This is a genomic window from Frondihabitans sp. PhB188 (assembly GCF_003752365.1).
Taxonomy (GTDB): Bacteria; Actinomycetota; Actinomycetes; order Actinomycetales; family Microbacteriaceae; genus Frondihabitans.
In genome coordinates, this window is record NZ_RJUO01000007.1 from 1 (window position 1) to 25,444 (window position 25,444).

Annotated in this window: 28 protein-coding genes; 5 read left to right on the forward strand and 23 right to left on the reverse strand. The window is 62.6% G+C overall.

All coding sequences use genetic code 11. The annotated features are described in order from the left end of the window. Window positions 1–493: 493 nt before the first annotated feature. Entirely contained in the window at window positions 494–1,453 is a 960-nt protein-coding gene (locus tag EDF46_RS17555; protein ID WP_123507936.1) for an intradiol ring-cleavage dioxygenase, read from the reverse strand. Window positions 1,454–2,022: 569 nt separating this feature from the next. Continuing rightward, window positions 2,023–2,178: a hypothetical protein gene (locus tag EDF46_RS18455; RefSeq protein WP_158614319.1), complete on the reverse strand. Its 156-nt coding sequence runs from the start codon at window positions 2,176–2,178 to the stop codon at window positions 2,023–2,025. Window positions 2,179–2,487: 309 nt separating this feature from the next. Here EDF46_RS18455 and EDF46_RS18460 point away from each other — a divergent pair, with 309 nt between their 5' ends. Beyond that, complete coding sequence (locus tag EDF46_RS18460; RefSeq protein WP_158614320.1) at window positions 2,488–2,649, forward strand: hypothetical protein; 162 nt, start codon at window positions 2,488–2,490, stop codon at window positions 2,647–2,649. A 75-nt stretch (window positions 2,650–2,724) separates the two neighbouring features. On the opposite strand, the gene EDF46_RS17560 is transcribed toward EDF46_RS18460, so the two are convergent. Together EDF46_RS17560 and EDF46_RS18465 are read right to left on the reverse strand one after the other, a co-directional pair. Then, entirely contained in the window at window positions 2,725–2,991 is a 267-nt protein-coding gene (locus tag EDF46_RS17560) for a hypothetical protein (protein ID WP_148061291.1), read from the reverse strand. A 79-nt stretch (window positions 2,992–3,070) separates the two neighbouring features. Further along, window positions 3,071–3,553 carry a hypothetical protein gene (locus EDF46_RS18465; RefSeq protein WP_158614321.1) on the reverse strand — a complete coding sequence of 161 codons (483 nt, stop codon included), beginning with the start codon at window positions 3,551–3,553 and terminating at the stop codon, window positions 3,071–3,073. A 689-nt stretch (window positions 3,554–4,242) separates the two neighbouring features. Between EDF46_RS18465 and EDF46_RS18470 the strand changes: the two genes are divergently transcribed. Then, a complete protein-coding gene (locus EDF46_RS18470; RefSeq protein WP_158614322.1) occupies window positions 4,243–4,908 on the forward strand; it encodes an NYN domain-containing protein in 666 nt (221 codons plus the stop codon). 126 nt (window positions 4,909–5,034) lie between these two features. Here EDF46_RS18470 and EDF46_RS17580 read toward each other — a convergent pair whose 3' ends face one another. The 5 genes from EDF46_RS17580 to EDF46_RS17600 form a co-directional block, all read right to left on the reverse strand. After that, window positions 5,035–5,304: a hypothetical protein gene (locus EDF46_RS17580; protein WP_123507946.1), complete on the reverse strand. Its 270-nt coding sequence runs from the start codon at window positions 5,302–5,304 to the stop codon at window positions 5,035–5,037. A gap of 52 nt (window positions 5,305–5,356) precedes the next feature. Continuing rightward, window positions 5,357–6,784, reverse strand: coding sequence for a plasmid pRiA4b ORF-3 family protein (locus tag EDF46_RS17585; RefSeq protein WP_123507948.1), 1,428 nt, complete (start codon window positions 6,782–6,784; stop codon window positions 5,357–5,359). A gap of 97 nt (window positions 6,785–6,881) precedes the next feature. Next, window positions 6,882–7,484 (reverse strand): hypothetical protein, encoded by a 603-nt coding sequence (locus EDF46_RS17590; RefSeq protein WP_123507950.1) that lies wholly within the window; start codon window positions 7,482–7,484, stop codon window positions 6,882–6,884. A gap of 61 nt (window positions 7,485–7,545) precedes the next feature. After that, window positions 7,546–8,466, reverse strand: a complete 921-nt coding sequence (locus EDF46_RS17595) for an ArdC-like ssDNA-binding domain-containing protein (RefSeq protein WP_123507952.1) — start codon at window positions 8,464–8,466, stop codon at window positions 7,546–7,548. A 78-nt stretch (window positions 8,467–8,544) separates the two neighbouring features. Then, window positions 8,545–8,844, reverse strand: coding sequence for a hypothetical protein (locus EDF46_RS17600; RefSeq protein ID WP_148061294.1), 300 nt, complete (start codon window positions 8,842–8,844; stop codon window positions 8,545–8,547). A gap of 351 nt (window positions 8,845–9,195) precedes the next feature. Between EDF46_RS17600 and EDF46_RS18475 the strand changes: the two genes are divergently transcribed. Next, window positions 9,196–9,333, forward strand: a complete 138-nt coding sequence (locus tag EDF46_RS18475; protein ID WP_158614323.1) for a hypothetical protein — start codon at window positions 9,196–9,198, stop codon at window positions 9,331–9,333. Window positions 9,334–9,651: 318 nt separating this feature from the next. On the opposite strand, the gene EDF46_RS17605 is transcribed toward EDF46_RS18475, so the two are convergent. Continuing rightward, window positions 9,652–10,920, reverse strand: coding sequence for an IS110 family transposase (locus EDF46_RS17605; RefSeq protein WP_370454140.1), 1,269 nt, complete (start codon window positions 10,918–10,920; stop codon window positions 9,652–9,654). A gap of 5 nt (window positions 10,921–10,925) precedes the next feature. Between EDF46_RS17605 and EDF46_RS17610 the strand changes: the two genes are divergently transcribed. Beyond that, window positions 10,926–11,879, forward strand: a complete 954-nt coding sequence (locus EDF46_RS17610) for a hypothetical protein (RefSeq protein ID WP_123507956.1) — start codon at window positions 10,926–10,928, stop codon at window positions 11,877–11,879. A gap of 45 nt (window positions 11,880–11,924) precedes the next feature. Here the strand turns inward: EDF46_RS17610 and EDF46_RS18165 are convergent, their stop codons facing one another. From EDF46_RS18165 to EDF46_RS17630, 6 genes are all read right to left on the reverse strand, one after another. Next, on the reverse strand, window positions 11,925–12,539 hold the full coding sequence (locus tag EDF46_RS18165; protein ID WP_148061295.1) for a hypothetical protein: 615 nt from the start codon (window positions 12,537–12,539) through the stop codon (window positions 11,925–11,927). A 190-nt stretch (window positions 12,540–12,729) separates the two neighbouring features. After that, a complete protein-coding gene (locus tag EDF46_RS17615; protein WP_158614324.1) occupies window positions 12,730–13,650 on the reverse strand; it encodes a hypothetical protein in 921 nt (306 codons plus the stop codon). After that, on the reverse strand, window positions 13,647–13,913 hold the full coding sequence (locus EDF46_RS18995) for a DUF6527 family protein (RefSeq protein ID WP_370454139.1): 267 nt from the start codon (window positions 13,911–13,913) through the stop codon (window positions 13,647–13,649). Before EDF46_RS18995 ends, EDF46_RS17615 begins: the two co-directional genes overlap by 4 nt. Window positions 13,914–13,981: 68 nt before the next feature. Then, window positions 13,982–15,352 (reverse strand): ThiF family adenylyltransferase, encoded by a 1,371-nt coding sequence (locus tag EDF46_RS17620; protein ID WP_158614325.1) that lies wholly within the window; start codon window positions 15,350–15,352, stop codon window positions 13,982–13,984. After that, complete coding sequence (locus EDF46_RS17625) at window positions 15,349–15,732, reverse strand: E2/UBC family protein (protein ID WP_158614326.1); 384 nt, start codon at window positions 15,730–15,732, stop codon at window positions 15,349–15,351. The genes EDF46_RS17620 and EDF46_RS17625 overlap by 4 nt, the downstream gene beginning before the upstream one ends. Before the next feature lie 5 nt (window positions 15,733–15,737). Further along, a complete protein-coding gene (locus EDF46_RS17630) occupies window positions 15,738–16,214 on the reverse strand; it encodes a multiubiquitin domain-containing protein (protein WP_123507964.1) in 477 nt (158 codons plus the stop codon). A gap of 113 nt (window positions 16,215–16,327) precedes the next feature. Between EDF46_RS17630 and EDF46_RS17635 the strand changes: the two genes are divergently transcribed. Then, window positions 16,328–16,513: a ribbon-helix-helix protein, CopG family gene (locus tag EDF46_RS17635; RefSeq protein WP_158614327.1), complete on the forward strand. Its 186-nt coding sequence runs from the start codon at window positions 16,328–16,330 to the stop codon at window positions 16,511–16,513. Between the two features lie 201 nt (window positions 16,514–16,714). On the opposite strand, the gene EDF46_RS17640 is transcribed toward EDF46_RS17635, so the two are convergent. The 7 genes from EDF46_RS17640 to EDF46_RS17665 all read right to left on the reverse strand — a co-directional run bounded on the left by EDF46_RS17640 (window position 16,715) and on the right by EDF46_RS17665 (window position 25,372). Beyond that, entirely contained in the window at window positions 16,715–17,404 is a 690-nt protein-coding gene (locus EDF46_RS17640; protein ID WP_123507968.1) for a DUF3800 domain-containing protein, read from the reverse strand. Window positions 17,405–17,492: 88 nt separating this feature from the next. Continuing rightward, complete coding sequence (locus EDF46_RS18170) at window positions 17,493–18,017, reverse strand: hypothetical protein (RefSeq protein WP_148061296.1); 525 nt, start codon at window positions 18,015–18,017, stop codon at window positions 17,493–17,495. A 209-nt stretch (window positions 18,018–18,226) separates the two neighbouring features. Next, window positions 18,227–19,015 (reverse strand): IS21-like element helper ATPase IstB, encoded by a 789-nt coding sequence (gene istB, locus EDF46_RS17645; RefSeq protein WP_123507970.1) that lies wholly within the window; start codon window positions 19,013–19,015, stop codon window positions 18,227–18,229. Beyond that, complete coding sequence (gene istA / locus EDF46_RS17650; protein ID WP_123507972.1) at window positions 19,012–20,235, reverse strand: IS21 family transposase; 1,224 nt, start codon at window positions 20,233–20,235, stop codon at window positions 19,012–19,014. Before istA ends, istB begins: the two co-directional genes overlap by 4 nt. A gap of 55 nt (window positions 20,236–20,290) precedes the next feature. After that, a complete protein-coding gene (locus EDF46_RS17655; RefSeq protein WP_123507974.1) occupies window positions 20,291–20,953 on the reverse strand; it encodes a recombinase family protein in 663 nt (220 codons plus the stop codon). 754 nt (window positions 20,954–21,707) lie between these two features. After that, entirely contained in the window at window positions 21,708–21,950 is a 243-nt protein-coding gene (locus EDF46_RS17660; protein ID WP_123507976.1) for a DUF4190 domain-containing protein, read from the reverse strand. Window positions 21,951–21,985: 35 nt separating this feature from the next. After that, complete coding sequence (locus EDF46_RS17665; protein WP_148061297.1) at window positions 21,986–25,372, reverse strand: RHS repeat-associated core domain-containing protein; 3,387 nt, start codon at window positions 25,370–25,372, stop codon at window positions 21,986–21,988. Between the last annotated feature and the right edge of the window lie 72 nt (window positions 25,373–25,444).

Sequence of the window (25,444 nt, forward strand, 5' to 3'; positions counted from 1 at the left end):
GCGAAAAAGAATTCGGGTCAGTGTCGCTGAGGGGGCAACATCGCCGGTGGGGGAGTGAACACGATCCTACGTGTCCCCCTAAGTGCTGACACCCGATCGGGGACTTCCAGAACGGGGCACGAGCGCAACCTGCGTGTGCGAGGGGGTCCTTTCACGACGAACGACCAGAACCGGTCCACTTCTGTCCGGGTTACCGGTCGAAGCCTTCGTCGGCCATCTCGGTCGTCCACACCAGAAGACCCCACCGCTCGTGACCCTGGCTCGTGTGGCCGGCTGTCCGCGTCAACGCCACGTGCTCACCCGCAGCCTCGTGATCGACAGGCTCACCCCTGCCGCCACTTCTAGGTCACGCCGGCTTCGCATGGCCCCCATCCGCCATTCGCGCCGTGGTGACCGTGCGTGACGTGACCGCAGCACAATAATGCGAGCAGTGTCGGCCGCGAACGAGCGGCCCGCTAGCGGTGGGGAAGAGGCGCCGGTTCGGATCGGTCCTCTAGCGCCCGGGTGCGGTGCCGGCGGTGGGGGTGGTGCTGGTGTCGACCCGGGCGGCGAGGGCGACTTTGTATCCGGTGGTAACGCTCCCGGTCACGGTGGCCAGTTGTAGGACGCCGGAGTCGTCGCTGAAGACGTTGTCCGTGGCGAGGCTCACCTGGGCCAGGTTCTGGCTGGAGCCAGCATAGTTCGACAGGGCGTACACCTTGTCGCACACCCCGGCGGGCAGGGCGACCTGGGACGTGGCGATCGCGGTGGTGGAGTCGGTGATCGCCGCCGCTTTCGGGTACACCTCGAAGTGGATGTGCGGCCACCGGCCCGTGTAGCAGGCCGGGAAGATTGACGTGAAGGTGACGGCGCCGTCGGAGTCAGCAACCTGCACACCGCGAAGGTAGGTTTCCTCGGTGATGCCGTCGGAGTACATCGAGTACCCGCCGGCGGCGTCGCAATGCCACACATACACGGCAACACCCTCGAACGGCACGTCGCCGTTCGCCTGATCGAGGATCGTCAGCGTGAGTGTCATCGGCACACCCGAAGCGGTGGCGCCACCGCCAAGGCTTGACCGGATTTCGCTACGGATAATCCCGGAGCGCTCGAGCACGTCGGCGCCGTTGGACCCGTCTCCCGGGTACGGGCCCGCAGTCTCATCCGGGATTTCGCCTGCGGGCACCGTGACCGACGCATCCGCGGTCGCAGACGACGTGGGCGCGGGTGTCACTGTTGCTGTCCCAGTGGCGGACGCTGTCGGGGTTGTCGTGCCGGTCGCTGTCGTGCACGCAGCCAGAGTCGCAGCCCCCAGTCCCAGGCCCAAAATGCTCAGCGCACCGCGCCTACTGACCAGGGTTCCCAGGTCGAAAGCGATGCCCTGATCGACAACCTCCTCATTAGTGCGCGTCAGAAGACGCCCCTCATAGAAAGGTCCGTCGGGGGTGTGGTCGGGTTCAGGGATACGGGTCATGGTCACCTTCTCGTCTTGGCCAAGACCCCGAGCATCACCAGACAAGCTTTCGAACACCAATGAGAAAGCCGTGAGATATCGGCCACAGGCAAACGCAACCAAGCACGTACAGAGCCACGCTGACACGCATCGACTCTGCATGGCTGCGATCAGGACGTGAACCGGGTGGTGCCACGGTCAGGACGGTTCAGGACACCACCCGGCATGTGCATTCTCTCAGCTATGTCGCCCCCGGTGTTCCGTCTCCTCGGTGGTCAGGAACGGATCATGCACTCAAATCCGAACCCAGAACGGCCGCGCCCGCTTCTGCAAAGAAGTCCGCGTAACAGGGTCCGTTGTCACCTTGATAGGAGAGGCGGGATCGTTCCTGCAGAGACCCCGCCACACTCAACCGGTCGCTCCGTTCCTGCGGGAAGGAACTGCGACCATACCGTTTCGGGTAAGGGTGGATGCGTACCGGTGTGGCGCCGGGAGCGCGGAGATAGCTGCTCATACGGCGTTTGCGTCGATCAGATCGTTCAACTCGGCCACGCTGAGAGGCTGCGTGTCCGCGGAAGCGAACTCGGGGCTCACGCGATCACCTCTAGCCACGCGAGAGCTGCGGCGATGATCACAGTCGAGGCTGACAGCGTCGACACTGCGACAACCCACAGCGTGTGTTCCCGATGTACCTGGCGGACTTCGGTAAAGGGCGAGGACACTTTTTCGGCACGCGAAAGCGTCATGAGTTCAACTCGTTTCTGGCCCCTGCGAGCCTGGGATCAAACGGTGGAGCAAACGGTTCCGCCGTGAATCGGGACCAGGTCATCGCCGTGAATCGAAGACTTGTTCTCATTATGAGCCAGGAGGCTAGAAAATCTAATGATGTCTGGAAGGTGGTCGTTTTGCGGATGCCAGCCCCGCGGTCGTGACCCGGTCAGACGGAGACGAGGCCGTAAGCGGCTGAGGACGCGGACGTAGGTGCAAGACTTCCGTGACGGATTCGAGAGGCGCCAAGCACCCAGTCGTGGAACCAACTCCCGTGAGGCCTACGAATGAGAACCCAGAAGGCAAGCAGCAGCTACCTGACCAGCACGACTCTCGCCTCCGGCGGCGACGTCGACGCCCTCCTGGAACACTCCGTCGGGTCTAAGAAGGACATCATCGATGTTGCCGTGATGGCTCTGTCGGCGAGGAGAACGAGCCCCTCAGACTGAGATTGGCACGTCTCCCCCGGCTCACATCAACCGCCAATAATATTTATTATGTCATGTGATGGTGCCAGGCCCGGTTTAGGGTACGACTGGCCCGGTGACGAGGTCAAGGAACTGCTGCCACTCCCTATCGGTCTCGTCCGCGGTATGACAGGTCGCGAGCCAAGCCCGCTGCATGGGTAGGCCTTCGAGTTTTAGGTCGAGAGCGAGCGTGAAGACGACACCGTTCTGATCGCCACCGCGGGTGACGATGGGGGCGACGGATGTGATGTGGTCGGGGTTGATCCAGAGCCGGGCATCGCCGGGCCGGCCATCTCGGTCCGGAAGCGGGATCAAACGCACCATGCCCTGACCGTAGAGCACGACCAGGCGGAGTACCGGTTGGAGAACCTCGAGCGTTAGGTGTCGGAGTTGCCTGTCGAGTCTAGAAGAGGCGGGGGTGGGTGGTTTCGACGCCGAGGAGGGCGGCGCTGATCAGTTCTGGTTGCCATCCGTGTTCGAGGATCACGGTGCGGAGATCGAGGGAGCGCTGTACTCGGACCTGCCTGGGCAGGTCGCTAAGGCGCAAGGTGGCGCGGTTGCGGTAGCGGCCGCGTTGGGCGCGGTCGAGCATGTTCTCCCGATGCGTCCCCGGCGCCACATGCGACACCTCCATGTCCGCGGAGGCGTGGACGCAGATGGGGATGTCGCAGGAATGCAGCAGCAGAGTTGATGAGGGAAGCGGCTCCCCCGTGGCGAGCTCGTATGCGTATCGTTGCGGCCGGACCGCCAGCTGCCCACGGTCCCGCTTGACCCAGAACCGGCCATACCCGTCGTCGGAAATCGCACCGGTCCAAAACCAACAATCATCCCGTTCCGGACCTTTGACGACAAACGACCAAAACCGTTCCAGTTCGCTGCGGGTCACCGGTCAAATCCTTCGTCGGCCATCGCCGTGGTCCACACCAAAAGACCCCACCGCTCAACGATGCGAAGAGCCCTGGGGCGAGTCCGGGTCAACGCCATGTGATCGGCGACGTCATCTGTGTGAGGCGAAAGCTCGCACTGGTACACGACACCTTGATGAAGGACAAACGAGTCGCACCGGGTCACCCGCCCACCGTACGACGCAGACCGCAAAATACGCCCCGACACCGCCACGGGCGAAGGGCCCACCAGGCATGCCGCAACATCTTTGCTGACCTTCCATATCCAGAAGAAAGCGAGCGGGACCGCGAAGCTCACCCCCAGAGCGACGACAAGCCCACCCACTTGGACGACACCGTTACGACTGCTCGTCACCACCTGCACCCACACCACCGCGTCGACAACAACGGCAATCCCCAGGGCGATGAGTTGTTAGCACCGCTGCGGTCTCGGCGCGTCGGGAACTGTTCACCCAGCAATGGCAGCCACGGGGTCACCATCCATGTTGGCGTTCTCAGGGACATGGATGACGTCCCGATAGGTGTCGAACCACGGCACGCGGGTGACCCCGGGGCCCGCCGTCGGCCGAAGTCTTCATGCCCACACACTGAGGCACACCCGCTGCCCGCATCACGGTCGGGGTGTGGCAGGCAGTCCTGCCCTGGACTGCGTGCCCTCTACAGTCGAGTTATGGCGACAGAGCCCAGACCGCGGGCTGCGGTGTACATCGACGGGTTCAACCTGTACCGGCGGGTCCTCGAAAACGAGCCCGCCCTGAAGTGGCTCGACATTGCCCAGATGAGCGACCTTCTTCTCCCAGGCTTCGACGTCGTCCGGGTCCGGTACTTCACCGCCCGGATCAAAGCGACCACCGGCACCGACCCGCACTCCCCCGCCAGGCAACAGGCTTACCTCCGCGCCCTGGACACCATCCCCCGGGTCAGCATCCACGAAGGCACCTACCGAATCGACAAACGGTGGATGCCCGAACACCCCGTCCGTGTTGACGCCGACGGGAAAATCGTCACCGTGCAGGTGCGGAAAACGGAAGAGAAAGGCTCCGACGTGAACCTTGCCGCGCGCATGCTCGTCGACGCGTTCAAAGACGCCGCGGACGTGTTCTTTCTGCTGTCCAACGATTCCGACTTCTCGGACGCGTTTGGGCTTGTCCGCACCGAAGCGGGAAAGAAGATTGGCCTCATCTCGCCAACGGACAGGCCCTCGAAGTCACTTCTGGCGACAGCACCTGACCACGTGCGCACCATCCGGCATGGCCTCCTTGCCGCTAGCCAGCTGCCCGACATGCTCACCGACATGCATGGCCGTATCCACCGGCCGGCCGCGTGGCCGAAATAGCGGAGGCCCCGCCTTCCGGCGGGGCCTCGCGCCCGGTAGCCGAAGCATCCGGGGGTGTACCACAAGGCTACCAACCCTAGGCGCGCCAGCGCCACCATCCAGACCCGGGCATCACGGTGCGCCCGCCTACAGCTCTTGAGGGCGGCCGAGGACCTGGTCCAGGAACCCCTGCCAGATGGTCTCGGCCCCAGCCTGGCCGGTGGCTTCCCCCAGCCAGGCCCGCATCGTGGGAACGCCCTCCAACTTCAGCTCGACTGCGACCACGAGCACGTCACCGCGTTTGTTTTGGGTTCTGCTGATGATGGGTGCTGCGGTGACGATGTGGTTCGGGTTGATCCACAACCGTGAATCCCCCGGGCGGCCATCCTTGTCGGGAAGGGGGATCAGACGCGGCATACCGGCAACCTACGACACGCATACGCACTCCCTGCCACCGACCGGCCGGGGGTTAGCGGGCGAATGCCGCCCGGGCTAGCGGCACCGACACCGGTTCCGCCTCACCCGGACGTGGGTAGTGCGAGGTAATGAGGACGCCGGTGGATGCCCATTCCAGGACCAGCCTGGTCACCTCCGCCCTCTGGAACGCCGTACTCCCGTCGATGCGTGCCCCGGTCCTTGTCTGCCAGCCCGCGATCCCGGCGAGGGCGCTGAGGGTGGCCCCGAACTGGTCGGCACCCGGGAGGATGTCTGCCCCGATCAGCAACAGCCCGAGGACCCCGATCTCCCGGTCGGCGATCCCTCGTTCCACCGGCAGGCGGGAAGCAATGTGCTCCCAGAGCACCTGGGGGTCACGGCGCGCTTTCCTGCCCGCCAACGTCAACACCAGCCGGCCGCCGCTTTTCCAGGTCAACCCCAAAGCGGTGGCGGCTTCCCGGAGGGCTGCCAGCGGAGGAATGTCGATTTCACGGCTGCTTGCCCCCACCCACACGTTCTCCGGGTCGGCCACGGCCATCACCTCGGCCACGGTTGCCGGGGGCAGGTAGCCGGCCGCGGTCAGGGTGACACCTTCCTGACCGACCCCGTCCAGGAGCCCCTGAATGACATGGGTCCCGCGCACCATCACCTCACGGGTGACCGGTTCGGCGGTGTCCCGGGTGGTGTCGGCGAGGAACCCGGCCAGGTGAAGGCGCGCATCCGTCCCTAACCGGGACATGATCCCGGCCAACACCACCGGTGCTGCGTTCCCCAACTGATGTTCCTCGAACCGTCCCAGTGCTGCTCGTGCCCGGGCGTCACGGTCAAGAGCCTTGTTGGTGTCGTCCGCACCGAACGTGTCCGGCCTGCCCGTCCGGCCTGTCCATTCCAGGGCCTCGACCATGTCCGGGTGTCGCCACTGGGCAGGCTGGTGGAGGGCTTTGAGGAGGTCTTCGTAGGACTCGATCCCGCCCACGTTCTCCGGGGGTGCTAACCGCTCCCCCGCAAGGCACCGCACCGCCCGGTCCTCTGAGGCACGAGCGCTGATGTCTTCCAGGGTGAGGACGTGTTCCCAGGAGTCCCCGAAATCGTAGAGATACTCCACCGTCTCCCCGACGCTTCGCAGTACCCGGTCAAGGCGCACCGTGTCCTCCGGGACCGCACCCGGGTCGGGTTCCGCATACGGGTCACAAGGGTCGTAGACCACCACGGCCGGGCGACCCGGGACGGTATCGAAAGTGAACTGGTGCAGGTGAGAGTTCGTCCACCCCATCACCGTCTGCAACACCTGATGCAACTCATCAAGCCGCAGATCCGACGGGCACCGGAACCGCCGCCACACAGGCGGTACCGACCCGACCAACTCCACCCGGATCGTGAACGACGACGAAAACCCCGCACGCACCCCCGACCGGCCAGCTGGGCTGTCCTTCGGGACAGGGTGCAGGTGAGGGGTGACCATAACCGCCAGTGTAAAGAAACCCGGACGTCACGGATCCTGTCGAGGGGAGCGCGAGGGGCCAGCCCCTCGCCCCGGCCAGCCAGGCCGGGGCTGCCCCTTAGCCCTCGGGAATGTGCCGGGTCAGCTCCGCGGTGAGCTGCTGCACGGCGTACCAGCGGGCGTGGGCCGCGTCGCCATCGGCCGCCGTGTAGTCGCCGTATCCGGCTTGGTGCTCGAAGTCCTCGTGTCCGCGCTGGGCCAGGTCAACCAGCTCGGCCACCGCGGCGCGCGTCTCCGCGACATCGTGCGCGGTGGAGGCGACGAGCTGCACATCGTCGGCGTCACCCTCCCAGAACAGGTCGAGGACCGCGGAGCGGATCTTCTCGACGTCGACGCCGATAGCCCTGGCGGGGAACGAGACCGTAACCGTGACGCTGTGCACGGGGGCGGCCTCGTCGGCCTCTCCCCCGGTGTTCTCGCCCGTGGCGTACTGGTGTCCCCAGGCGAGACCGACGACGGGTACGGGCTGGCCGGTCACGGCCTGGGCTGCCTGGTGGGTGTCCTGGCCCGGGTGCGGTGCACGGGTGCAGCTCCACTCGACCCCGGCGACGTCGTACGTCGTCGCGCCGCACGTCGTCGCGCTGCTGCTGAGGTCGAGGGCGGGGGCCTCGGGGTCGATCCCCTGGCCGATAGTGTCGGGGCGCTGATAGCTGATAATCACAGTTCCTTCCCTCCTCGGGGTGGGGAGGGGCGGCCGTGGCCGCCCCTCCTGGGTCAATGGGTTAGGCGGCGTCTTCGGCGTCGTCGGTGGCGTCCTCCTCGGGGGTGAGGATTCCGGCGATCTGGTGCGCGGTGCGGAGCACCCGCGCGGCGGTGGATTTGATCAGCTCGGTATCCCCGTCCGCCCACCCGGCGATATAGCCCACCGAATAGGCGGCGGTGTCGAACCCGACCATTCCCGCGACGACATAGGCGACGCTCTCGGCCTCGGTCTCCATCAGCCCGCGGTGTGCGGCGTATTCCTCGATGTCCTCGGTGTGCTCCAAGAGGACGTGCGCGAGTTCGTGAATAGTCGTTTTCGCGGCCTGCTCGGGCGAGAGGGATTCGTCAATCACGACAGTCATCGTCTCGGGGCGCGTCACCCCGTTCATGGTCCCGGGGAGGCTAGAACGCTCAACCGTCCAGCCAGTCTCGGTGAGGTAGGCGCTGAGGGCGTCCACGATGCCGTGATCCTTAGGCCCGGTGAGCTGGGCGGTGATGGTGCCGGGGTCGCCCTGCTCGGGGTCGATCAATTCCGTCTGTCCGATATCGAAAACCGACAGGATGGGGAAGCGGGCAATTCGCTTTTCGACTTCGTCGCCGTTCTCGTCCTCTTCGGTCACCTTTTTGGTCGAGTACCCGAAAATGCGGATGCCCTTCTCTCCCTTCCGAACCTGACGGTTGAGGCTCTGCCACTTGCAGAAACCGGCAACCCGGGAGGCGTCCTCTCGCTGGCTGAGAATTAAGAGGAGGTTATTAATCGAGTACGCGTGGAACGACTGCGCGAAGTCGAGAAAGGCGGTCCAGCGGGCCGAATCGCGGAGGGCTTCAACCTGCTCGCTGATGGAGTTGTGGAGGGCTTCGGCCTGGGCTTTCTTCTCCTCGATCGTCTTAGCGGGCGTGCGGGTGGTGGTCTTCTTGGTGGGGGTGGCGGTGGTGGTCATGGCTTCTGCTCCTGGTCTTGATCGGTGAGGATGGAAGGCGGGAGGGGGCAATTAGTGGTTGTCCCCTCCCACCTGCTGTCACTCCTCGCGGGTGCGGGTGAGGGTGTCCACGAACGTCACGAGTTCCGGGCCGGTGATCGTGGCCGTGTGGGCGAGTTCCCACCCGTTCCGCGCGAACGTCGCAAGGTCGCTATCGCGCTCTCCCAACTTGCGGAGCTGGCGCTGCAACGCCCCCTCTCCGACGACCGGAACGAACGTGGTCACGGTGGTGATCTGCTGACTCATGTGCTCTTCCTCTTCCCTCTCGTTCTTTTTGCCGTGATTCTCAATCAGGTTTGTCAAGCCGAAACTGGCGTTCGAGTTGGTCCTGACTGTCACTCCCTCCCCCACGTCTTTTTCGCCTGGAAGGTACGAAGTACCGGCAGGGCCGCAGGCGGGAGGGCAACCCGCAGGGTGGCGGAGGGAGATTGTTGGCGCGAAATAAGGGAGCGCAGCGACCGCGTGCCAGGAATGTCGGAGGAGACAGCGGCTTGCCGCTTGCGTGGACGGCGGAGGCCCGTATGCTGCCGAAGGCTTCCAGGCGAAAAAGCGCGCAGCGCAGCAACACGGCGCAGGCCGCAGGCCGACGACCGCTAGTCCTTCATGGTTCTCATGGCGGCGCGGTCGACCTCGCCAATGGCACGCCTTCTGGCGCTAGTGCCGGGACACGGTTGTCGCTAAGTTCGGCTTATGGATACGACGACAGCAAAGGTTCTGACGGTCGTCGTGGGTCTCTTCAGCCTTGCCTTCCTCATCGTCGGAATCGGTCTGCTGTTTAGCCATAAGAGCGTGCTGCTTGGAGTGATCAGCCTGCGCTTCTTGTTCTGACTCAGGTTGTAACGCAGACTGGGCCTGTGACTCCGAACGATCCAGCTATTGCTCGAGTCCGCCGGTTCGTTCGGGTGCTTGCCTGGGTCGCCCTACCTGTTGGGCTAGTAGCTCTTGCAACAGGCATTCTCCAAGCCATCCGGGGTCAGGGCAGTGGCTACGTCACCGTTGCGCTTGGTGTTGTTCTCCTCGCCATGAGCATCATTTTCTTCCGTGTCCTCAAAGCGGTGCGGGGACGCGAATAACTGGTCTCTGCCGACCCCCTGAAGGGGATTGTCACTCGGGTCATACCCGGGCCTGTCAGCTTGATTCCCGTCCTCATGAGGCAGATAACCAGGAGTGTTCGCCCGGCCGACGGCGTAGCGTCGAAGTTCTGTCTGCTTGGGAGGCGGACTCGCCAGGAATTGCTGTCGGGTCGAAGGTTGTCTGGTCTCGGAAGATGGCCCAGATGACGTTGATCCGCCGCCGGGCGAGGGCAATGAGGGCTTGCTTGTGCGATTTACCCTCGCGCCGTTTCCGTTCATAGAACGATTTAGAGGCTGGGCAGGTTCTGGCGGCAATGAATGCGGCTTGGAAGCAGGCGTTTAAGAGCCGCCGGTCGTAACGTCTCGGGCGGTGGTGATTGCCGGAGATCTTCCCGGAATCGCGGGGAACCGGGGCGAGGCCGGCGAAGCTCGCAAGCCGATCGGGGCTCTCGAAGGCGGCGAGGTCTGTGCCCACGGCCGCGAGGAAGTCGGCTGCCAGCCGTGGGCCGAACCCGGGCACCGTCATCAGCGGTGCCGCGAGTTGGTTGTCCTTGAGCGCTGTGTCCATCTCTGCTTCGACTTCCGCGAGCTCATCGCGGATGCGGAGGAGGTCGTGGGCGTAACGGCTCACGATGCGGGCGGCCGCGGCCTCACCTGTGACGACGGCGGTCTGCTCGTTGGCTGCACTGACGGCAACCGCGGCCAAGGTCGCCGACTTCCAGCAGTCCTGGCTCTTCAACCAGGTTGCCAGCCGTCGCTCCCCCATCCGGCGGATGGCGGCGGGGGTCTGATACTTGGTCAGCAGCACCAGCGGTCCGCGTGTGGTCGCGTAATTGAACGCGGCCTCGAGTGACGGGAAATAGTGGGCCATCAGAGCGCGGAGGCGGTTCACTGCGCGGGTGCGGTCGTGCACAAGGTCCTCACGCCGGGCAGAGAACAGTCGCAGCTCGACGGTGACTTCTTCCGGTTGGCGCATGAGGTTCACGTCACGTCGGATGCGGGCCTGGTCGGCGATGATGACGGCGTCTTTCGCGTCGGTCTTGGCCTCGCCCCGGTACGCGCCGGAGGCATGGTGGATGGCGCGGCCGGAGATGTAATGCAGAGGCTGCTTATGGCTACCAAGCAGCGATTGCAGCAGCCCGGTCCCGCCGTGGTTGAGGTCTGTCGTCCAGGAGACCTCTGTTCCGCCCGGCAGGCCCGCGACGTCTCCCATCAGGGTCAAAATCTCGGTTTCTCGATTCTTGAATCGTCGGGACAGGATCTTGGTTCCATTGCCGTCGATGACGACTTGTTCGTTCAGAAACCGTCGGGGCTTCAGCTGATGACAGTTTCGGGTCGGCAGTCGATGTGTCGGGGAACGGTGACACGATTGTTGTCGGCGCCTCTAACTACGGTGCAGGCACTGGCGCCGTCTACGTCTTTCAGCGAACGAGTGCCGCGAGCTGGGCAGAATCGGCTCGCCTCAACGCACCGGCCGGCGCGAATGCTGGCGCGTTCGGTAATTCTGTCGCCATTTCGGACGACGGGACGAAAATTCTCGCAGGTGCGCCGGCTGGCGGAACGACTACTCAAGGCGGTGCCGCCTATTACGTCCTCATTAGCGGCACGTGGACGTTGAAGACCGTGGTCGCGGGTGGCTCCGCGAGTGCTCTAGGGGGTCAGTCGGTAGCCCTCTCGGCCGACGGCACCCGGGCAGCTGTCGGTGCACCCCAATACAAGGCGGCTGGCTCCTCGACGGTCAGCGGCCGCGTCTACTCCTACACCGCGACAACCACGGGTCTGACGACCCTTGCATCGATTGTGGACCCCTCAACTGCAACCACGGTATCCAGTGGCCCTGGTTTTGGCGGTGGCGCCTTGTCCTTCACGGCCGATAACAACGGCCTTCTCGCGGCAGCTCCATACGCCGCGACCGCCGCCGGTGCCACTTCGGTGGGAGGAATGGCCTACTACTACCGCTATTCGACCTCGTGGACGAGGTCGGCGACGTTCAGCCTGACGAATACAACGAACGCCCGCCTTGGTTACTCGGGAGCGATCTCGCCTGATGGCAACCGCATCATCCTCGGTGCGCCCTACTACGCCGCAACGGCCGGCGGGCGGGAATTCATCTCGGAGAAATCCGGCTCCACGTGGGGTGTACTCACAACCATTGGTCCCTTGGGGAACAACAGCACCAGTTCCCGCGTCGGGATCTCGAGCGCGTTCGGCACGAACTCACGTCTCGTGATTGGTGGCAACATGCAGAAAAACAGCGACGGAATCGTGACCGGGTTGGCGTACCTCGTCGACATTTCCTAGGGGAGAAAGCGTAAGAGGGGCCGGAGAAATGTCCGGCCCCTCTTTTCACGCCGTTGCGTCGAGCCTTCTACTCGGCGCAGCCTCCTCTTCAGCCCCATAGGGAGACCACGCGTTGGCGGTGGCCCAGGCCCTGGCCTGCTCCAGGCTGGAAGGTAGATCAGCGAGCACGCTTTTCAGAGTCGTGAGCAGTTGCTCTCGGTCGCTTTGGGTCGTTCCTGCCGCAGCTTGAGAGTCTCCTCCTTTGAGGAGAAACGGTGCACTTCCGTCGCCCATGTCGATGATGGCTGCGTACTCGGTGACGTTCCCGTTCTGCGTGACGTTCTGGATCATCGGCGAGCCATCGGGGGGGATCGCCCCTTGGACATGACCTCCCGCAGCGACAATGGCATCGAAGTCAGGAAGCCCCTCTGTCGTCATTGGAACCTTGGCATGGGATAAGGCTGCGGCCGCAGAAATGAGCCCGCCAGCGTCCGTTGAGGCCACAGAAAGCCGCGTCGCCCCGGTCAGAAAGCTTTCAGCGGCATCGGCCGAGATACCTGTCGACAGAACGAAGCTGTTTAAGTCGAACGGTTGACTGGCTGCAGGATTGGCTCTGGCTGCACCGCTCGAGACTGTTCGCGCCGTCAGCGCCGAAGCGGCGGATACTCCCGAGACAGTCATACCTAGAACAATCGGCCTGAGCAGCCGAATCGTTAGATCCCCCTCTGCCTGTGGCTCGACGACCCGTGCGGTGAGGTAGGCCGTGGGGTATGAATCTGCGGAGCTACCAGAAGGCTGGCTGAACCGCCGTTACAGGTAGCAATGATTTTTCGTAGATGTGACGGCGCAACCGGTGCCATTCGGCGGATATTTAGACAATTTCGAGTGAGGCGTACGCGCTTTCGAAAAGTTTCTTCCCTCCGACGACTTCGAATTTTTGGAGGCAGTAGAGGCGCCAAATTTTGACCCATAGGGAGTCCTCGGGGCGAAGGTAGGCGACGGTGAGTCCTAGGCCGGCTGCGCTTTCGTGGGAGATCATTTGGCCGTGAGATTGCCATTTCTGGGTATCGCTGAGGTCTTTTGCTGCTTGTTCCGCGGCAGCCTTGTTTCGCAGCATGCCTTGGAAGAGAAGGTCGGCCGCGATTGACTTCGACCGAGTCGTCATGCGTTCAAGTTTCCGCACTGTCGCCGGCTCCATTTTGGAGAGCATCAACCGCGCAACGGGATCGTGCGGTTCTTCTCGAAGTCGGGCGGAGTGGGTGGCATAGGCATCGAGGTAGCTTTGGGCGGACAGCAGGCTGTTGTGTCCGTTGGAGTCGGGAAGAAGCACCTGGGGGTCGATGGCGCCGAGCTCTGAGGTGTCACTCATAACGACTTCGTCGGCGCCGAGAGCGATCAGGGTGCCGGCGCTTTTGGCGTAGTCAGGAACTATGACTCTGAGGTGGGCGTTGCCGACTTTTTTCCGGACCAGCATGATGAGCTTCTCGGCTGCGTCAATGTCGCCTCCCGGGGACTGGAGGAGCACATCGATAGCCGTTCCTGGCGGGATGTTATGGAGCAGGTCGACAACGCTGAGAGTGTCGAAGCGATCGACCTGCTGGTCGTCATCGGCAACGTAGCAGATCAGGGTTGCCCCCGTTTCTTTCTCGATCTCTCGAATGAGCGCCTGCCTGGCGTACCGGGGCGCATGGTTGGCCTCATAAAAGGGAGTGCGCGTGGGTCTTTTCGTTTCTTGGGTTGCTGGCGTCGGTTCGTACGATTCGGCGCCTTCGGGCTCGCTTGTGGTCGTCACGTGCGTGGTTCCGTTCTTTCGACCCATCGGATTCGGCCGTCGTGAACAACGTAATGGCAGTGTCTGCCAGGGCTGCGCTCGTCGACGCTCGGACGAAGTGACAGAGGATTTGATTGGTCGATCTTCCAGAGGGGCCTGGTTTCGGGGTTCAGGTTCACCATGACTCGGTGGTGCCCGGAACACGGGCAATCGAAGACCAGCCACTTGGCGTTCCCACCGGCTTGGACAAGGACGGCTGTCTTGGGTGCGAGGGTGTCGTTCACGTCGAGGACGGATCTGACTTCCGTGGTGATCTTCCACCGGTAAGGGAGCCGCCAACCGAAGAATTTTCTTAAGAGGTCCAATTGAGCCCCAAGAACATTTCGTCGTCGTACTGGATTGTCGCGGCCGGGTCGCAATAGTGGCCGGTCTTGGCGTCCGCGTGAGTGGCCCGAATGTCTCGGTCGTGAATGCGCAGAATAACCTCGGAAGGTGCCGGTGGTTCGCCGTAGCCGATCAGACGCTCGAGCAGTTCGTTGACGGCCGTGGCGGCGACGAAGGTTGTGAAAGCGACGACGGCCGGTTCCACTCCGGGAAGCGCGGGGGCATAACCCTCCTTTTCGAGGGTTCGCTGTTCGTCCCGCGATCGTGTCTCCGCCGCGGCGAGGGCAAGGTCGACGCGGTTGCGGCAGATGAGGCAAGGTGCCGAGGGGTGCAAGGTGGTGACTCGGCCGAAGATGCCGGTGATGAGGTCGTGTTCGTTCGCGTCCAGCTGGACGCCGCAGTCGATGACGGGTGTCAGGTAGTAGTAGGGAATCCTGGACAGGCGAAGGCGTCCGGCATTGTCGTCCGTGCAGCCGAAGATGATGTCCGCATCTAAGAGCGCTTCGGCGTGCTGAAGAGCAGTGATGGCACCGAAACGCCGGTCGACTACTAGGTCGGGGGCGATGGCTTGAAGGTGGTCGCCGAGGACGTCGATTTTGCGTTTGCCGACGTCGCCCGGTGTGGAGCCGTACACGCGGGTGACGTTGGAGTCAGACAGAGTGTCAGGGTCGATCAGGATCAGGTGTCGAACACCGAGGCGTACCAGCTGCTCGGCCGTGGCGGAGCCAGTCCCCCCGGCTCCAACGACAGCGACGGTGAGATCCGAAAGAAGCGCCTGAATCTCTGTCCCGAACGCTCGAATGTTGCGGTCAAAAAGAGCCGGGACCGACGGAAAGGCGGAATCGGCACTTCGGTGAAAGAGGAACCGGTCGCCGACCGAGACGAGGTACTCAATCGGGCTGACTTCTTCGCCGTCGAGGTGCCCGGTGAAGGTCAGATGCCCGTCTACGTGGCTGAGGACAATGGCACCATACTGCCCTGACCCTGTTCGGGCTGCGAAGACATCTTTGAGGGATGCGTCGACGATGTGGTCGTGGGTGCTGAGGCGGGGGGATGCGCCCTCGCCGGGGTGGGTGTGAAGCCACAGGGCAACGTTGCCGGTTTTCTCGGCCCGGCCGAGGGCATGCATGTAGCCCTCGGAGAGAATTTCTAAGGCGTCCTCGTCCCGTCGGACATACGCCTCGTCGGGGACCTCGTGGATCTCGGTCACGAGGAGGCGTATGCCCGACGCGGTGGCAACATGCCGCGCGAGGACAACGGCTCCTGTTTCGAGGGTTCCCTGCGCCAAGACGAGAAGCCTGTCGGCGTGTTCTTGGCGCATGACCAGTGAGGTCTTCATAGTTCTCCTGCGGTTGTGAGTTCGGTTCTGAGAAGACGGATGTAGCTTTCGAGCCCGTCGATACCGGATTGCCATTGGGTCGCGTCGAGATGCCGTGACCAGCGTTGCCAGGTTCTGCCGTCGTGAATCTCCACCTGCTCGGTCGCGGTGATCACTCGTCCGTCCGCTTTGGCGAGGTGTGGGATGAGCCACCACATGTCGGGGGCGGTGTCGGGGTAGGTCGGGGCCAGACGGAACAGAACGTTGGCTGTTTCTGCGTTCAACCCTGGGGGGAGAACGAAGCCGATGAGTTCTACGTTGAGGGTCCCGGCTTCCTCGAAAACGCGGTGATTGATCCCGGCGGTTTCGAGGAAGTCGGTGTCAGTGGCAGGCAGTTTCACGAGTGCTACTGACGGTTGAGGTTGGATCCGGGGTTGATGCGGCCCGGGGCGGTGAAGAAGCGGATACCGGCGTGCAGTTCGATGACGTCTTCGTCCTGCACTTTGACGTCGCGCTTGTCGGGGACGTCGAGCCACAGGTCCCTGTCGGCGGCGACGTCGGGCGAGGGGACGACGCGAAGCTCGGCACCGGCCATCTTGCGTTTGAAGACCTCGTACTCGTGCCGGTCGATCTTGATAGTGACGGACGGGATCTCGGTGAAGAATCGCATCCCGTCACGGATCTCGATGGTCTCGGCGTGCTCGAGGAGCCGGTCCTGTTCGTCGAGGATGTCCAGCCAGAGGTTCTTATCGGCCGGAACGTGAGGGTTGGGCAGATGACGCAAAGCATCGACAGTGGTCATACCTGCCTTCGTCGTGAAGGAGGTCCCGTCGATGAAGATGGTGACGAGGGAATCGGGGTGGTTGTTCTCGGTGCTGTTCACGATTTTCCAATCGATCGAAGGTGGTTGATTGGTATCACGGTATCACATCACCACGGTGGTTGACCACCAAGTCGTGGACGGAGCATAATCGAGGTATGCCTACGCAGAAAGCAATGACGATTCGCCTCTCCGCAGAACAAGCGGACCAACTGGAAACAGTCGCGAACGTGGAAAACCAGCCCGTGTCCGAAGTGATTCGGGCAGCGATCAGCGGTCATATCGAGAGTCGACGAAACGACGCGACATTCCAGGCCGGCCTAAAAGAGCGCATCGAACGAGCCAAAGGGCTCCTTCAGTAGAACGTTGCAACCCAAGGGCTCCGACGCGAATAGCGGCGGAGCCCTTCTTATTGCTTCATTTCTCGGGCAGCCGGGCACTAGTGGCCCGAGATCTCGGCTGGCTGGAATACGTGCGGTTCGCCCAGCTTTGACTTGCCTCGCTGCGTGGAGCTGCGTAGGATTGCAATTGCAGACCCGCCCCACATTCGTGGATAGGCGGGTCTAGCTGTTTAACGGCTGCGGTTCCCCGAATGGATCCGACCCGGACAAGAACGCCGCGTACCACTCCCATGCGAACTCGTTGCGGGGGTGCCGATCAACGTGGCAGTAAGCGATGTACGCCACGAGGTCCGCCATTTGGGTCCACTGAGAACGTTTCGAGTCGTGGAACATGGGGTCTTCGATGAGCCGTCGAGTGTCCAGCTTGAGGCCTCGATGGGCGTCGAAATAGGACGGCTCGGTTCCGTTCCCGTCCATACCTACAAGCGCAAAAGAATCCTGCTCGAGAAGCTCTTCGTCCCAACGGTTGACGAGTGCTTCATAGACACGGCCCCGCTCCGCCGAGTAGTCCTTACCGCGCAGGTTCGTGTGCCGGCACACGGCCCCAACTTGGATGTCTGGGCAGTCTCGGAGGACCGCGAGACATTTCTCCGCCACTAGTCGACCGAGATCTTTCTTCAACTCGACCGGATCGACGGAGAGATTGCCGCGACCATTGATGTAGTCCGTGGCGTGTAATTCCTGCGATGGCGGAATGCGATGGTCTTCCCAGAGTTGCTTTCGGAACTCAAGCCACGTCCGAAGGGCCCGTCGCCATCCTTCGGGTGTCGTTTCCACCCACCCATAAACAATCCACCCGAAACGGTCGCTGCCGGAGTCGTCCACGTACAGCAGCCGGTCGAGAGATCCCATACGTAAAGGCTAGGGGTGTTTCCCGGCTAACTTTCAGACCCCCTCCCCGTGCACCAGACCACGAGCCACTTAGCTTTTCCTAACCGGTCTACCGGGGACGGATCTGGTCGACGTCTTCTTCGTTCCATTTCTTGGCAGCTCGAAGTTGGCGCCTCCGCAAAATCCATGTGACCACAACTGTTCTCGCCTCACCGCTCGTCACTCGCATTCCTTCGACGAGTGACACCACCTTCATGCCCGCGGCGCGTTGTTGAGCGCGCGACTTCCTTCTCCGCTCGCCGGCCACACCCACGATGAGAACACCAAGAACCCCAAGGCCAAGAAGGGTAACTCCGACAATGTCGTCGCTGTTGTGACGTGCGGGACTTTCGCCCGATGCCTTGTTCAGGATGAACGCGCCTGTCGAAATTAGGAAGACGGCGTAGGCAGCGATGATCACGACAGTCGACGTGGACAGTCCATGGCGGAGAGCGCGTACGGAGAAATCGGCGGCACCCAGCCGGACTACCCGCTGAAGATCGCGAATTTGCTCCTCATGCTTCGCTCTCGCATTCGTCGAATCCAAACCGGTTTCGGTACCCCCCAGATCAATCGATTCGAGGAGCGTGATCATTCGTCCTGCCCGCTCTGCCTGGTCTGCCTGTCTCCGGCCGCTGCTGTCTCGGACATAAACGACGACGCTCCACGCCAAGGCCAGTAGACCTACACCCGCGGATACCCAAGGCCCAACACCTGCCATCAGAGCCTCTTAGCTACTGCTGTCAGTGACGGTCGAAAACCGTGCAGTTCTGCCGCTTCAAAAGTGAGCAGCTGCTTGTTTGTTTACTGTGTCGTGTTTTCGGCTCGGGTTGAAGGCAGGGTGTCGATTCCGGTGTTCCGGAGCCTGTAGCTGGAGCCCTTGAGGGTGATGACGTCGGCGTGGTGGACGATGCGGTCGATCATCGCGGCGGCGACGACTTGGTCGCCGAAGACGTCGCCCCAACGCGCGAACGGGAGGTTGCTCGTGAGGATCAGGGACGCGTGCTCGTAACGGGACGAGACGAGTTGGAAGAACAGGTTCGCGGCGTCCTGCTCGAAGGGGATGTAGCCGACTTCATCGACGATGATCAGCCCGAACCGTCGCAGTTTCACCAGCTCCGCTGCGAGCCGGCCCTGCTGGTGCGCCGCCTGTAGCCGGGCGACCCACTCGACCGCGGTCGCGAAAAGCACCCGGTGTCCGGCCTGGGCGGCTTTGATGCCAAGACCCGTCGCGAGGTGTGTCTTCCCGGTGCCGGGAGGCCCGAGCAACACGATGTTCTGCGCGGATGAGAGATAGGCGCCTTGGGTCAGGTGGGCGATCTGGTCCCGTTTCAGGGATGGCTGGTGGTCGAAGGTGAAGTCCTCGATGGTCTTCCTCGTCGGGAACCCTGCTGCTTTGATTCGTAGGAGCCCGCCGGAGGCGTCGCGGGCGGAGACTTCCCGGTCTAGGACCGCGGCGAGGTATTGCTCGTGTGACCACCCGTCTGCTCTGGCCTGGTCCCCGAGACGCTCGACCGCATCCCGGATCCGGGGTGCTTTGAGAGCGCGGGCGAGGAACTCGATGTGCTTCAGGATGTCGTCGCTGTCGGTCATGAGGCGACCCCGGTGGTGAAGTCGACGCCGAACGCGGTGTCGTAGTCCGACAAGTCCCGGATCAGGTCGTCCTGAGCGGGGACGGCCCTAGGGGTTTGAAACCGGGCCCGCATGACGTCAGCCGCGGCAACATGGGCCCGGTCAGTGATCGTGGCCCCGGTCGACCACGACCTCTCGTGAGATGCGACGAGGCGTCCCTGCAACATGACCTCGACCCGGTGGAGGTCGGCGCGAATATCGACCACGCGGCCGATCGCGGTTGGGTCGACGGAGTAGTCGTTGGAGAGAACACGGACGTAGTAATCCCTGGGCAACCGAACCTGGTGGGCGAACCCTGCCGAGGGCGCGACCGAGGGCAACGGCAGCATCCCGGCCCGGTCCCGGCCGATGAGATCGACCGGCCTCGCCTTCAACGCCCGGACGGTTCGGGTGTTCGCTCGAGGCAACCAGGCCGTCAGCTGGGTGTTGAAGTCCGCCGGCGAGGCGAACGTTCGTCCGGGCATGAAGGACGTCTCGAAGTACTGGTTCGCCCGCTCGACGATGCCCTTGGACTCCGGATCGAACGGCTTCAACTGCACGATCCTCGTCGCGAGAGCCCCGACGAACTCGGTCATCCCGGTGGCGAGGTGGTTTCGGCGGCCGATGCCAGCCTCGTTGTCCCAGATCAGCCGATGCGGGACCGCACTCAACTGCCCGTTCAGGAGGAACCACATCCCGGCCAACAGGTCCGGTGTCGTTCGAGAGGGCAGCATCACCGCGGTGATGAACCTTGAGTGCGCTGCGACCATGACCAGCACCGGAGGCGACCCGAGCTGCCCGTTGCCGAGGGGGATCTTTGCGGGCGGGAACCAGAGATCGCACTGGACTTGATCGCCCGGATCGTGCCGAAGCCTGGACGCGGGATCCTTCGGCGCGTAGTCCGGGCGGACCCTCCGGACCTGTTCACGGAACCAGGACGCCGACCCGTCCCAGCCGATACGTTCCGCCAGCACGGTCGCTGGCATGAACGGCGCCTCGACCAACAGCGCCCTGACTTGCTGCTCGACAACATCGAACGCCGTCCCCGCCGGCGGCCGGACGTACTTCGGTGGCGACTCGTCCGCCAACGCTTTCGCGACCGTGTTCCGTGAGATCCCGAGCTGCCTCGCGATGACGGCCCGCGGGACCTTCTCGCCGTGATGAAGCCGACGAATCAACGCCCAATCTTCCAAAGTGATCACCCATCCAATCGTGGATTGAAGTGCTCACTTTTCGACCGTCACAACTGCTCAGTTTTCAACCGTCACCGACAACTGCCGCGCCCGCTCGAGGCTGATGTTCATCCGCAGGGACGCCGGCCAGGTCTGCGCCGGTTTTGTCTCTGGAGGTTCGTGGGCCGGCACCGGCGCGAAGATAGGCATAGACGGTGGCTCTGCTGACCCCGAACTGTCTGGCGAGAACCGTTTTGGGGACACCCTCCCCTCCCAATCGGCGCAACTCCGCGGCCTTCAATGCAGTGAGGGCTGGTACCCGCCCGGCGTACACTTTCCGCTTCTTAGCCAGAGCGATTCCCTCGCGTTGCCGCTCTCGAATGAGCGACCGCTCGAATTCCGCGAAAGCACCCATGACATGCAAAAGAAATGTCGCGGCCGCATTGTCGTCCCCGGTGAAGGTCAGGCCCTCCTTCACGAACTCGACCCGGACGCCCTTGGCCGTCAGCCGGCCGATGATCTGCTTCAAGTCGTCGAGGTTTCGCGCCAGGCGATCCATCGAGTGCACAAGCACCGTGTCACCCTCCCGAACAAAACCGACCAGCTCCTCCAGCCGCGGACGATTTTTCTGATCTTTTCCGGACGCTTTTTCGGAATAGGTCTTATCGACGGCGACTCCGTCCAGCTGCCGGACGGTGTTCTGATCGAGGGTGCTCACGCGGACGTACCCGACTCGTTGACCTGCCATGGGTGCCTTCCTGGCCACCTGTGTCTAGATAAGGTCTTAAAGGCGCCAGGAATTAGTGTCTAACAGCTTAATATTGACCCTAGTTAGACACGCTGGGCAGGTCATGCTTTACGCCTGGTTGGGGTATACCCCAGATAGCCGCAGGCTCGAACTGGTCAAAAGGATGCTGTCTTACCTAAACAGATCTGATAGATCACATTTTATATACTGAAGCGCTGTGCGTGCACGATCGACAAGCAAAAGAGCACGCGACAGGTGTTAATTCTTAACCGCAAAGAAAGGCTTAGATTGCGGAAGAAACGTGAGAACTACCGCCGTAATGGCGGCTGCAACCGCCAGGGCGCCTACTCCGTTGTAGGACCCAACACCACTGAGAGAAAAGACAGCAACGACTAGCAGAACAATTCGTGCCCAATTTTTACCCCGCCGCATCGGGAAGCTGATGAGCACAAATGTGATGAAAATTAGGGCTGTAATGGCGATCCCAGCCAACAGGCCGGCGCCTGCAAAAGACTGAGCTTGACTCGTTCCAACCCCTTGCGTGATTCGCCCTACTTGCTTCTTGGCAGCGAGAAGGTCTGTCCCGTAAGAAGCGATTGAGATTACAAGTACCCCTAAATGGAGAGCAGCTGAGGCCAAGAATAGCCAGAAAGCTAAGACAACGCTTCTGGGAACCCTAGTTAGCGGCGAAGGCAAGGAGGGTCCTGCTTCTCCGTACTGGTTTGTCATGACGTGAGCCAATTCTGATTGCTCACTAGGTATGGGGCCCGGAGTTAACGGTGGCGAAGAGGACGGCACCGAGGAGGAAAAGACCAATTTCTACGAATCCGACGACAATTGCGGCCGTCGCCAGTCCGGTTCCTCGTTCCTGGGTTCGCCTGATTTGTGCTTTCGCCACAAAACCAAGGACGATGCCGACCCAGGAGAGTACGAAGGCAAGCACGAAGGCGGCGATGGAGAGAGAATTCCATCTGCTTTCAGCATGGGTTGTTTCCATTAGCTGTTTCTCAATCCTTTTGACAGTTCGCGGCGCTAGAAGACCCTACTGAAATCTGCCTCTACGCCGCAGCCCTCTTCGGCTCCATAGCTGGCTCCGAATCCCTCCGATCCTTCGCCACCTTGCGGGTAGGTGGCGGTCGCTATTTCACCGAAGACGCCGAGAGGCCCATCTGCGGAGGTGCAGCTTGCACCTGAACCAATTCCGTAAGGGTCCTCTTCTTCGGAGTCTCTTGAGACGTGGTAGGAGGCTCCCTCCTCTCCGCCCAAGCCAAGCGTGATCGTTCCTCCCTGCTGGCCATCCGCTGCAACGTTCTGGTTGTACCCGACGCAGATGATGTCGCAGAACTCACCTCCGTAGGACGTAACGGCTCCTGAAGAGTCGCTGCCGTTAATAGGGTCGTCGCTGGCATAGAGGTACTGATTTTGGGATTGACCGGAGGGGTCGACTTGGGTGAAGCGGCCGACTGTGGGGTCGTAGTAGCGAGCCCCCAGTTTGTAGAGGCTGGAGCCAGAGTCAAAGTAGCCGCCAATATAGCGAAGCGGGTTTGCCGCGACGACTGCGTTATTCGCGGCCGTGCCGTTCGTCGTGCTTGCTCGCAGTTCGCCGTAGGGAGAGTACGAATAGCCACCCGTGTAGCTACCGGTGGAGCTGAACAAGCCGATGACCGAACCCAGGGCGTCCTTGACGTAGTAATACGTGCCGGAGCCCGTTCGTTCCGAAATGAGGTCTCCAGAGGGGGCGCGGGTGTAGGCAGTTGTTGCAGATCCTTGAGTTTCGGTGGAAAGCCCAAGTGCGCTGCCTGTGTAGCTGGAAGATGGGGTGCTTCGCGATAGTTGGCTTGAGTTGCCTTGGGCGAAATCTGTTAGCGACTCGCTACCGATACTGCTGATGGCGTCACGGTCGTTGGGCGCCTGAGCTTGGCCAGTAATGCCGTCGGTCGTCTGGTCGCCGTTGGCGTCATACGCCCACGTGCCGGTGTCCGCACTCGTGCTGGTGATCTCGTCCCCAGCGTTGTACTTATACGTGACGGTTCCGGCGGTCGCCCCCGTAGAACCAGATCGAATTTCGGAAGTCCGGTTTCCGTCGGCATCATAGGCATAAGCCCATGAGGCAGTCTGGGTGCTGCCGCTCTTCTCCACCGCGGACTTGAGCCGGCCGAGGGTGTCGTACGTGTAGGACGTGACGGCACCTGCGGTGACACCGGTGATTGCGGTACTGGTCATGGACTGGATCTGCGTACGGTCGGCTGTCAGGCCGCTGCCGCCGGCGACCGTGTAGGAGTAGCTGAGGCTGTCCTTGACGGCGTTTGTCGAGTCGGTGGCGACGATCGAGATCGGGCGGCCCGACGCATCGGGCTTGGTGGTGATCTTTGCGCCGCCGGGGAAGGTGCGGGTGAGTTCGAAACCGTTCGCGTTGTAGGTGTACTGGATGCAGCCGGAATTCGCGGCGGGAACACCCGACGCCGGGCAGGAGCCGCCCGGTTCAGTGGTGCTGTGGAGGGTGTTGTCGCCGTTGTAGGTGTAGTTGACGGTGCCGGACGTGTCGGTGTAGCTGAGGACGTTTCCGACCTCGTCATACGTGTACGACTCGGACGCGGTGCCGGGGCCGGTCTGGGACAGGGTGCGGCCGATGGCGTCGTAGGTCAGCGTCTCCGGGGTCTGCTGGGTGGAGTCGGTTGTCGTCTGCGGCAGGCCGTTGGCGTAGTAAGACACCTGGACGGTGGAGCCGTCTTGGTAGGTGGTCTGGCTCAGCTGGTCTCGGACGGTGTACGTGTACGTGGTCGTCTGGCCCTTGTTGTCTTTCACCGTCAGGAGGCGGCCGAGAGAGTCATAGTTGAGGTACTGCACCTGCCCGATCGAGGACGGCGGAGTGACCTGGGTCAGGTTGCCGTTGGAGTCGTACGTGTAGTGCGTGACGCCGGCGTTGCCGTTGGTAGCCGTGCACACCTGGCCAGCAACACCGCCGCAAATGCTGCCCGTGGAATCCTCGTAGGTCTTCGTCACCGGGGTGACACCGGTTCCTCCGCTGGTGGAGTCCTTCTCAGAAGTCATGTTCCCGGCGGTGTCGTACGTGAATGCCTGCTTGTCGTTTGCCGCGTCCGTGGAGCACTTAGGCAGGTTCACGTTCCCGGTCTGGGTCGTGGTGCACGAGCTGCTGGATGAGTATGAGGCGGTCGAGCCGGCACCGGTGGGGATGTTGACCGACGTTTGGTTGTTCAGGGAGTCGTATTTCGCCGTGGTCTGATTCCCCGGGGAGCCCCCAAGGGCGTCGGTGGTGGAGGTGACGTTGTCGTTGGTGTCATAACCCGCGGAGTGCTTCTGGCCGAGCGCATCCGTGGCGGAGAGCTCGTTGCCGGCGGCGTTCAGGGCGTAGGTGGTGGTGTGGTTGTTGCCGTCCGTCATCGTCGCGGACAAGGATCCGTACGTGTAGGTGCGGGAGCTGACCAGGGTCGACGGGGAAGATGCCAGCGCGACCTTGATCGAGGTGATGCGGGAGGAGGTGTCGTACCCGAAGGTGATCAGTTCGTCGCCACCTTGTGCGCCGGAGACCTGAGCGGTCGCGATCCGCCCGGAGGAGTCGTAGGTGTAGTTCTCGATGACATTCCCGGGCTTGGTGACCCGGGAGAGCTGGCCTGCTGAGTTGCTGTCGTACTGCCAATCCCGGCCCGCGGAGTCATCCACGTGCGTAATCAACGAGGGGGTGTTTCCGGACCAGGAGACGGTGAATTGGCGGCCGGCCGCGTTCGTAATGGTGGAGACCTGGTTGGAGGAGTTGTAGGCGTAGTGATTGCCCGTGCCGTTCCGGTCGGTGTCGGAGGTGATGTACCCGTTTGAGGAGAACGAAAGCTTCTCCCCACCCTGGTTGTACTGAAGGACATACATCGCCGTCGTCGACGCGTCGTTTTCGGTCAGGGTGGCATTGAACCCGGTGGGTGCCGTCCACGTCGTGCCGGATTTCGTGAACTTCGGGGTAATGCCGGTCGGGCCATTGAACGCGGCCGTGGTACCGCTGACTCGAAGGCCGAAGTCCACCTGGCTCAGCGTGGACGACCATCCCCCGCCGTAGGAACCAGCCGCGGTGGACAGGCCGTTGTAGAAACGGTCGTTGCGAAGATCAAGGCCCGGGCCGGACAGAGAACCATCCGATGCGGTCAGGAGCAGGTTTCCGTTGGCCAGGTTCACCTGCGCCACGAGGTCGGGCGACAGATCGTCCTTGTCGAACGCGAAGTAAGGCAGCGAACCGAGACCCGGGGCCGCGGCGGTCGTTCCCGACGGCGCCGAGAGAGGCTGGGCAACAGCGGCAGACTTCTTCGTCCCGCTCCCTGTTGCGTTGACCGGGGTCTGGGGAGCCCATGGCGTCGTCGGGGCATTTGCCGCAGGAATCGCGTGCTGATCAGCGGACGAAGGTGGCGTGAACACGGTGTTCCAGGCATCCCCAGTGGCTGCTTGCGCGACGGCTGGTGTTCCTACGAGCGCCGCTGTGAGGAGCGC

Coding starts and splice junctions, on each gene's coding strand:
- EDF46_RS17635 (WP_158614327.1), top strand. CDS start 16,328: ATGACGATTCGCCTCTCCGCAGAACAAGCGGACCAACTGGAAACAGTC.
- EDF46_RS18470 (WP_158614322.1), top strand. CDS start 4,243: ATGGCGACAGAGCCCAGACCGCGGGCTGCGGTGTACATCGACGGGTTC.
- EDF46_RS17560 (WP_148061291.1), bottom strand. CDS start 2,991: ATGGTGCGTTTGATCCCGCTTCCGGACCGAGATGGCCGGCCCGGCGAT.
- EDF46_RS17555 (WP_123507936.1), bottom strand. CDS start 1,453: ATGACCCGTATCCCTGAACCCGACCACACCCCCGACGGACCTTTCTAT.
- EDF46_RS18165 (WP_148061295.1), bottom strand. CDS start 12,539: ATGACTGTCTCGGGAGTATCCGCCGCTTCGGCGCTGACGGCGCGAACA.
- EDF46_RS18475 (WP_158614323.1), top strand. CDS start 9,196: ATGGATACGACGACAGCAAAGGTTCTGACGGTCGTCGTGGGTCTCTTC.
- EDF46_RS17655 (WP_123507974.1), bottom strand. CDS start 20,953: ATGGCAGGTCAACGAGTCGGGTACGTCCGCGTGAGCACCCTCGATCAG.
- EDF46_RS18460 (WP_158614320.1), top strand. CDS start 2,488: ATGAGAACCCAGAAGGCAAGCAGCAGCTACCTGACCAGCACGACTCTC.
- EDF46_RS17580 (WP_123507946.1), bottom strand. CDS start 5,304: ATGCCGCGTCTGATCCCCCTTCCCGACAAGGATGGCCGCCCGGGGGAT.
- EDF46_RS17585 (WP_123507948.1), bottom strand. CDS start 6,784: ATGGTCACCCCTCACCTGCACCCTGTCCCGAAGGACAGCCCAGCTGGC.
- EDF46_RS18455 (WP_158614319.1), bottom strand. CDS start 2,178: ATGACGCTTTCGCGTGCCGAAAAAGTGTCCTCGCCCTTTACCGAAGTC.
- EDF46_RS17640 (WP_123507968.1), bottom strand. CDS start 17,404: ATGGGATCTCTCGACCGGCTGCTGTACGTGGACGACTCCGGCAGCGAC.
- EDF46_RS17595 (WP_123507952.1), bottom strand. CDS start 8,466: ATGACCACCACCGCCACCCCCACCAAGAAGACCACCACCCGCACGCCC.
- EDF46_RS17660 (WP_123507976.1), bottom strand. CDS start 21,950: ATGGAAACAACCCATGCTGAAAGCAGATGGAATTCTCTCTCCATCGCC.
- EDF46_RS18170 (WP_148061296.1), bottom strand. CDS start 18,017: ATGATCACGCTCCTCGAATCGATTGATCTGGGGGGTACCGAAACCGGT.
- EDF46_RS17620 (WP_158614325.1), bottom strand. CDS start 15,352: ATGAAGACCTCACTGGTCATGCGCCAAGAACACGCCGACAGGCTTCTC.
- istB (WP_123507970.1), bottom strand. CDS start 19,015: ATGACCGACAGCGACGACATCCTGAAGCACATCGAGTTCCTCGCCCGC.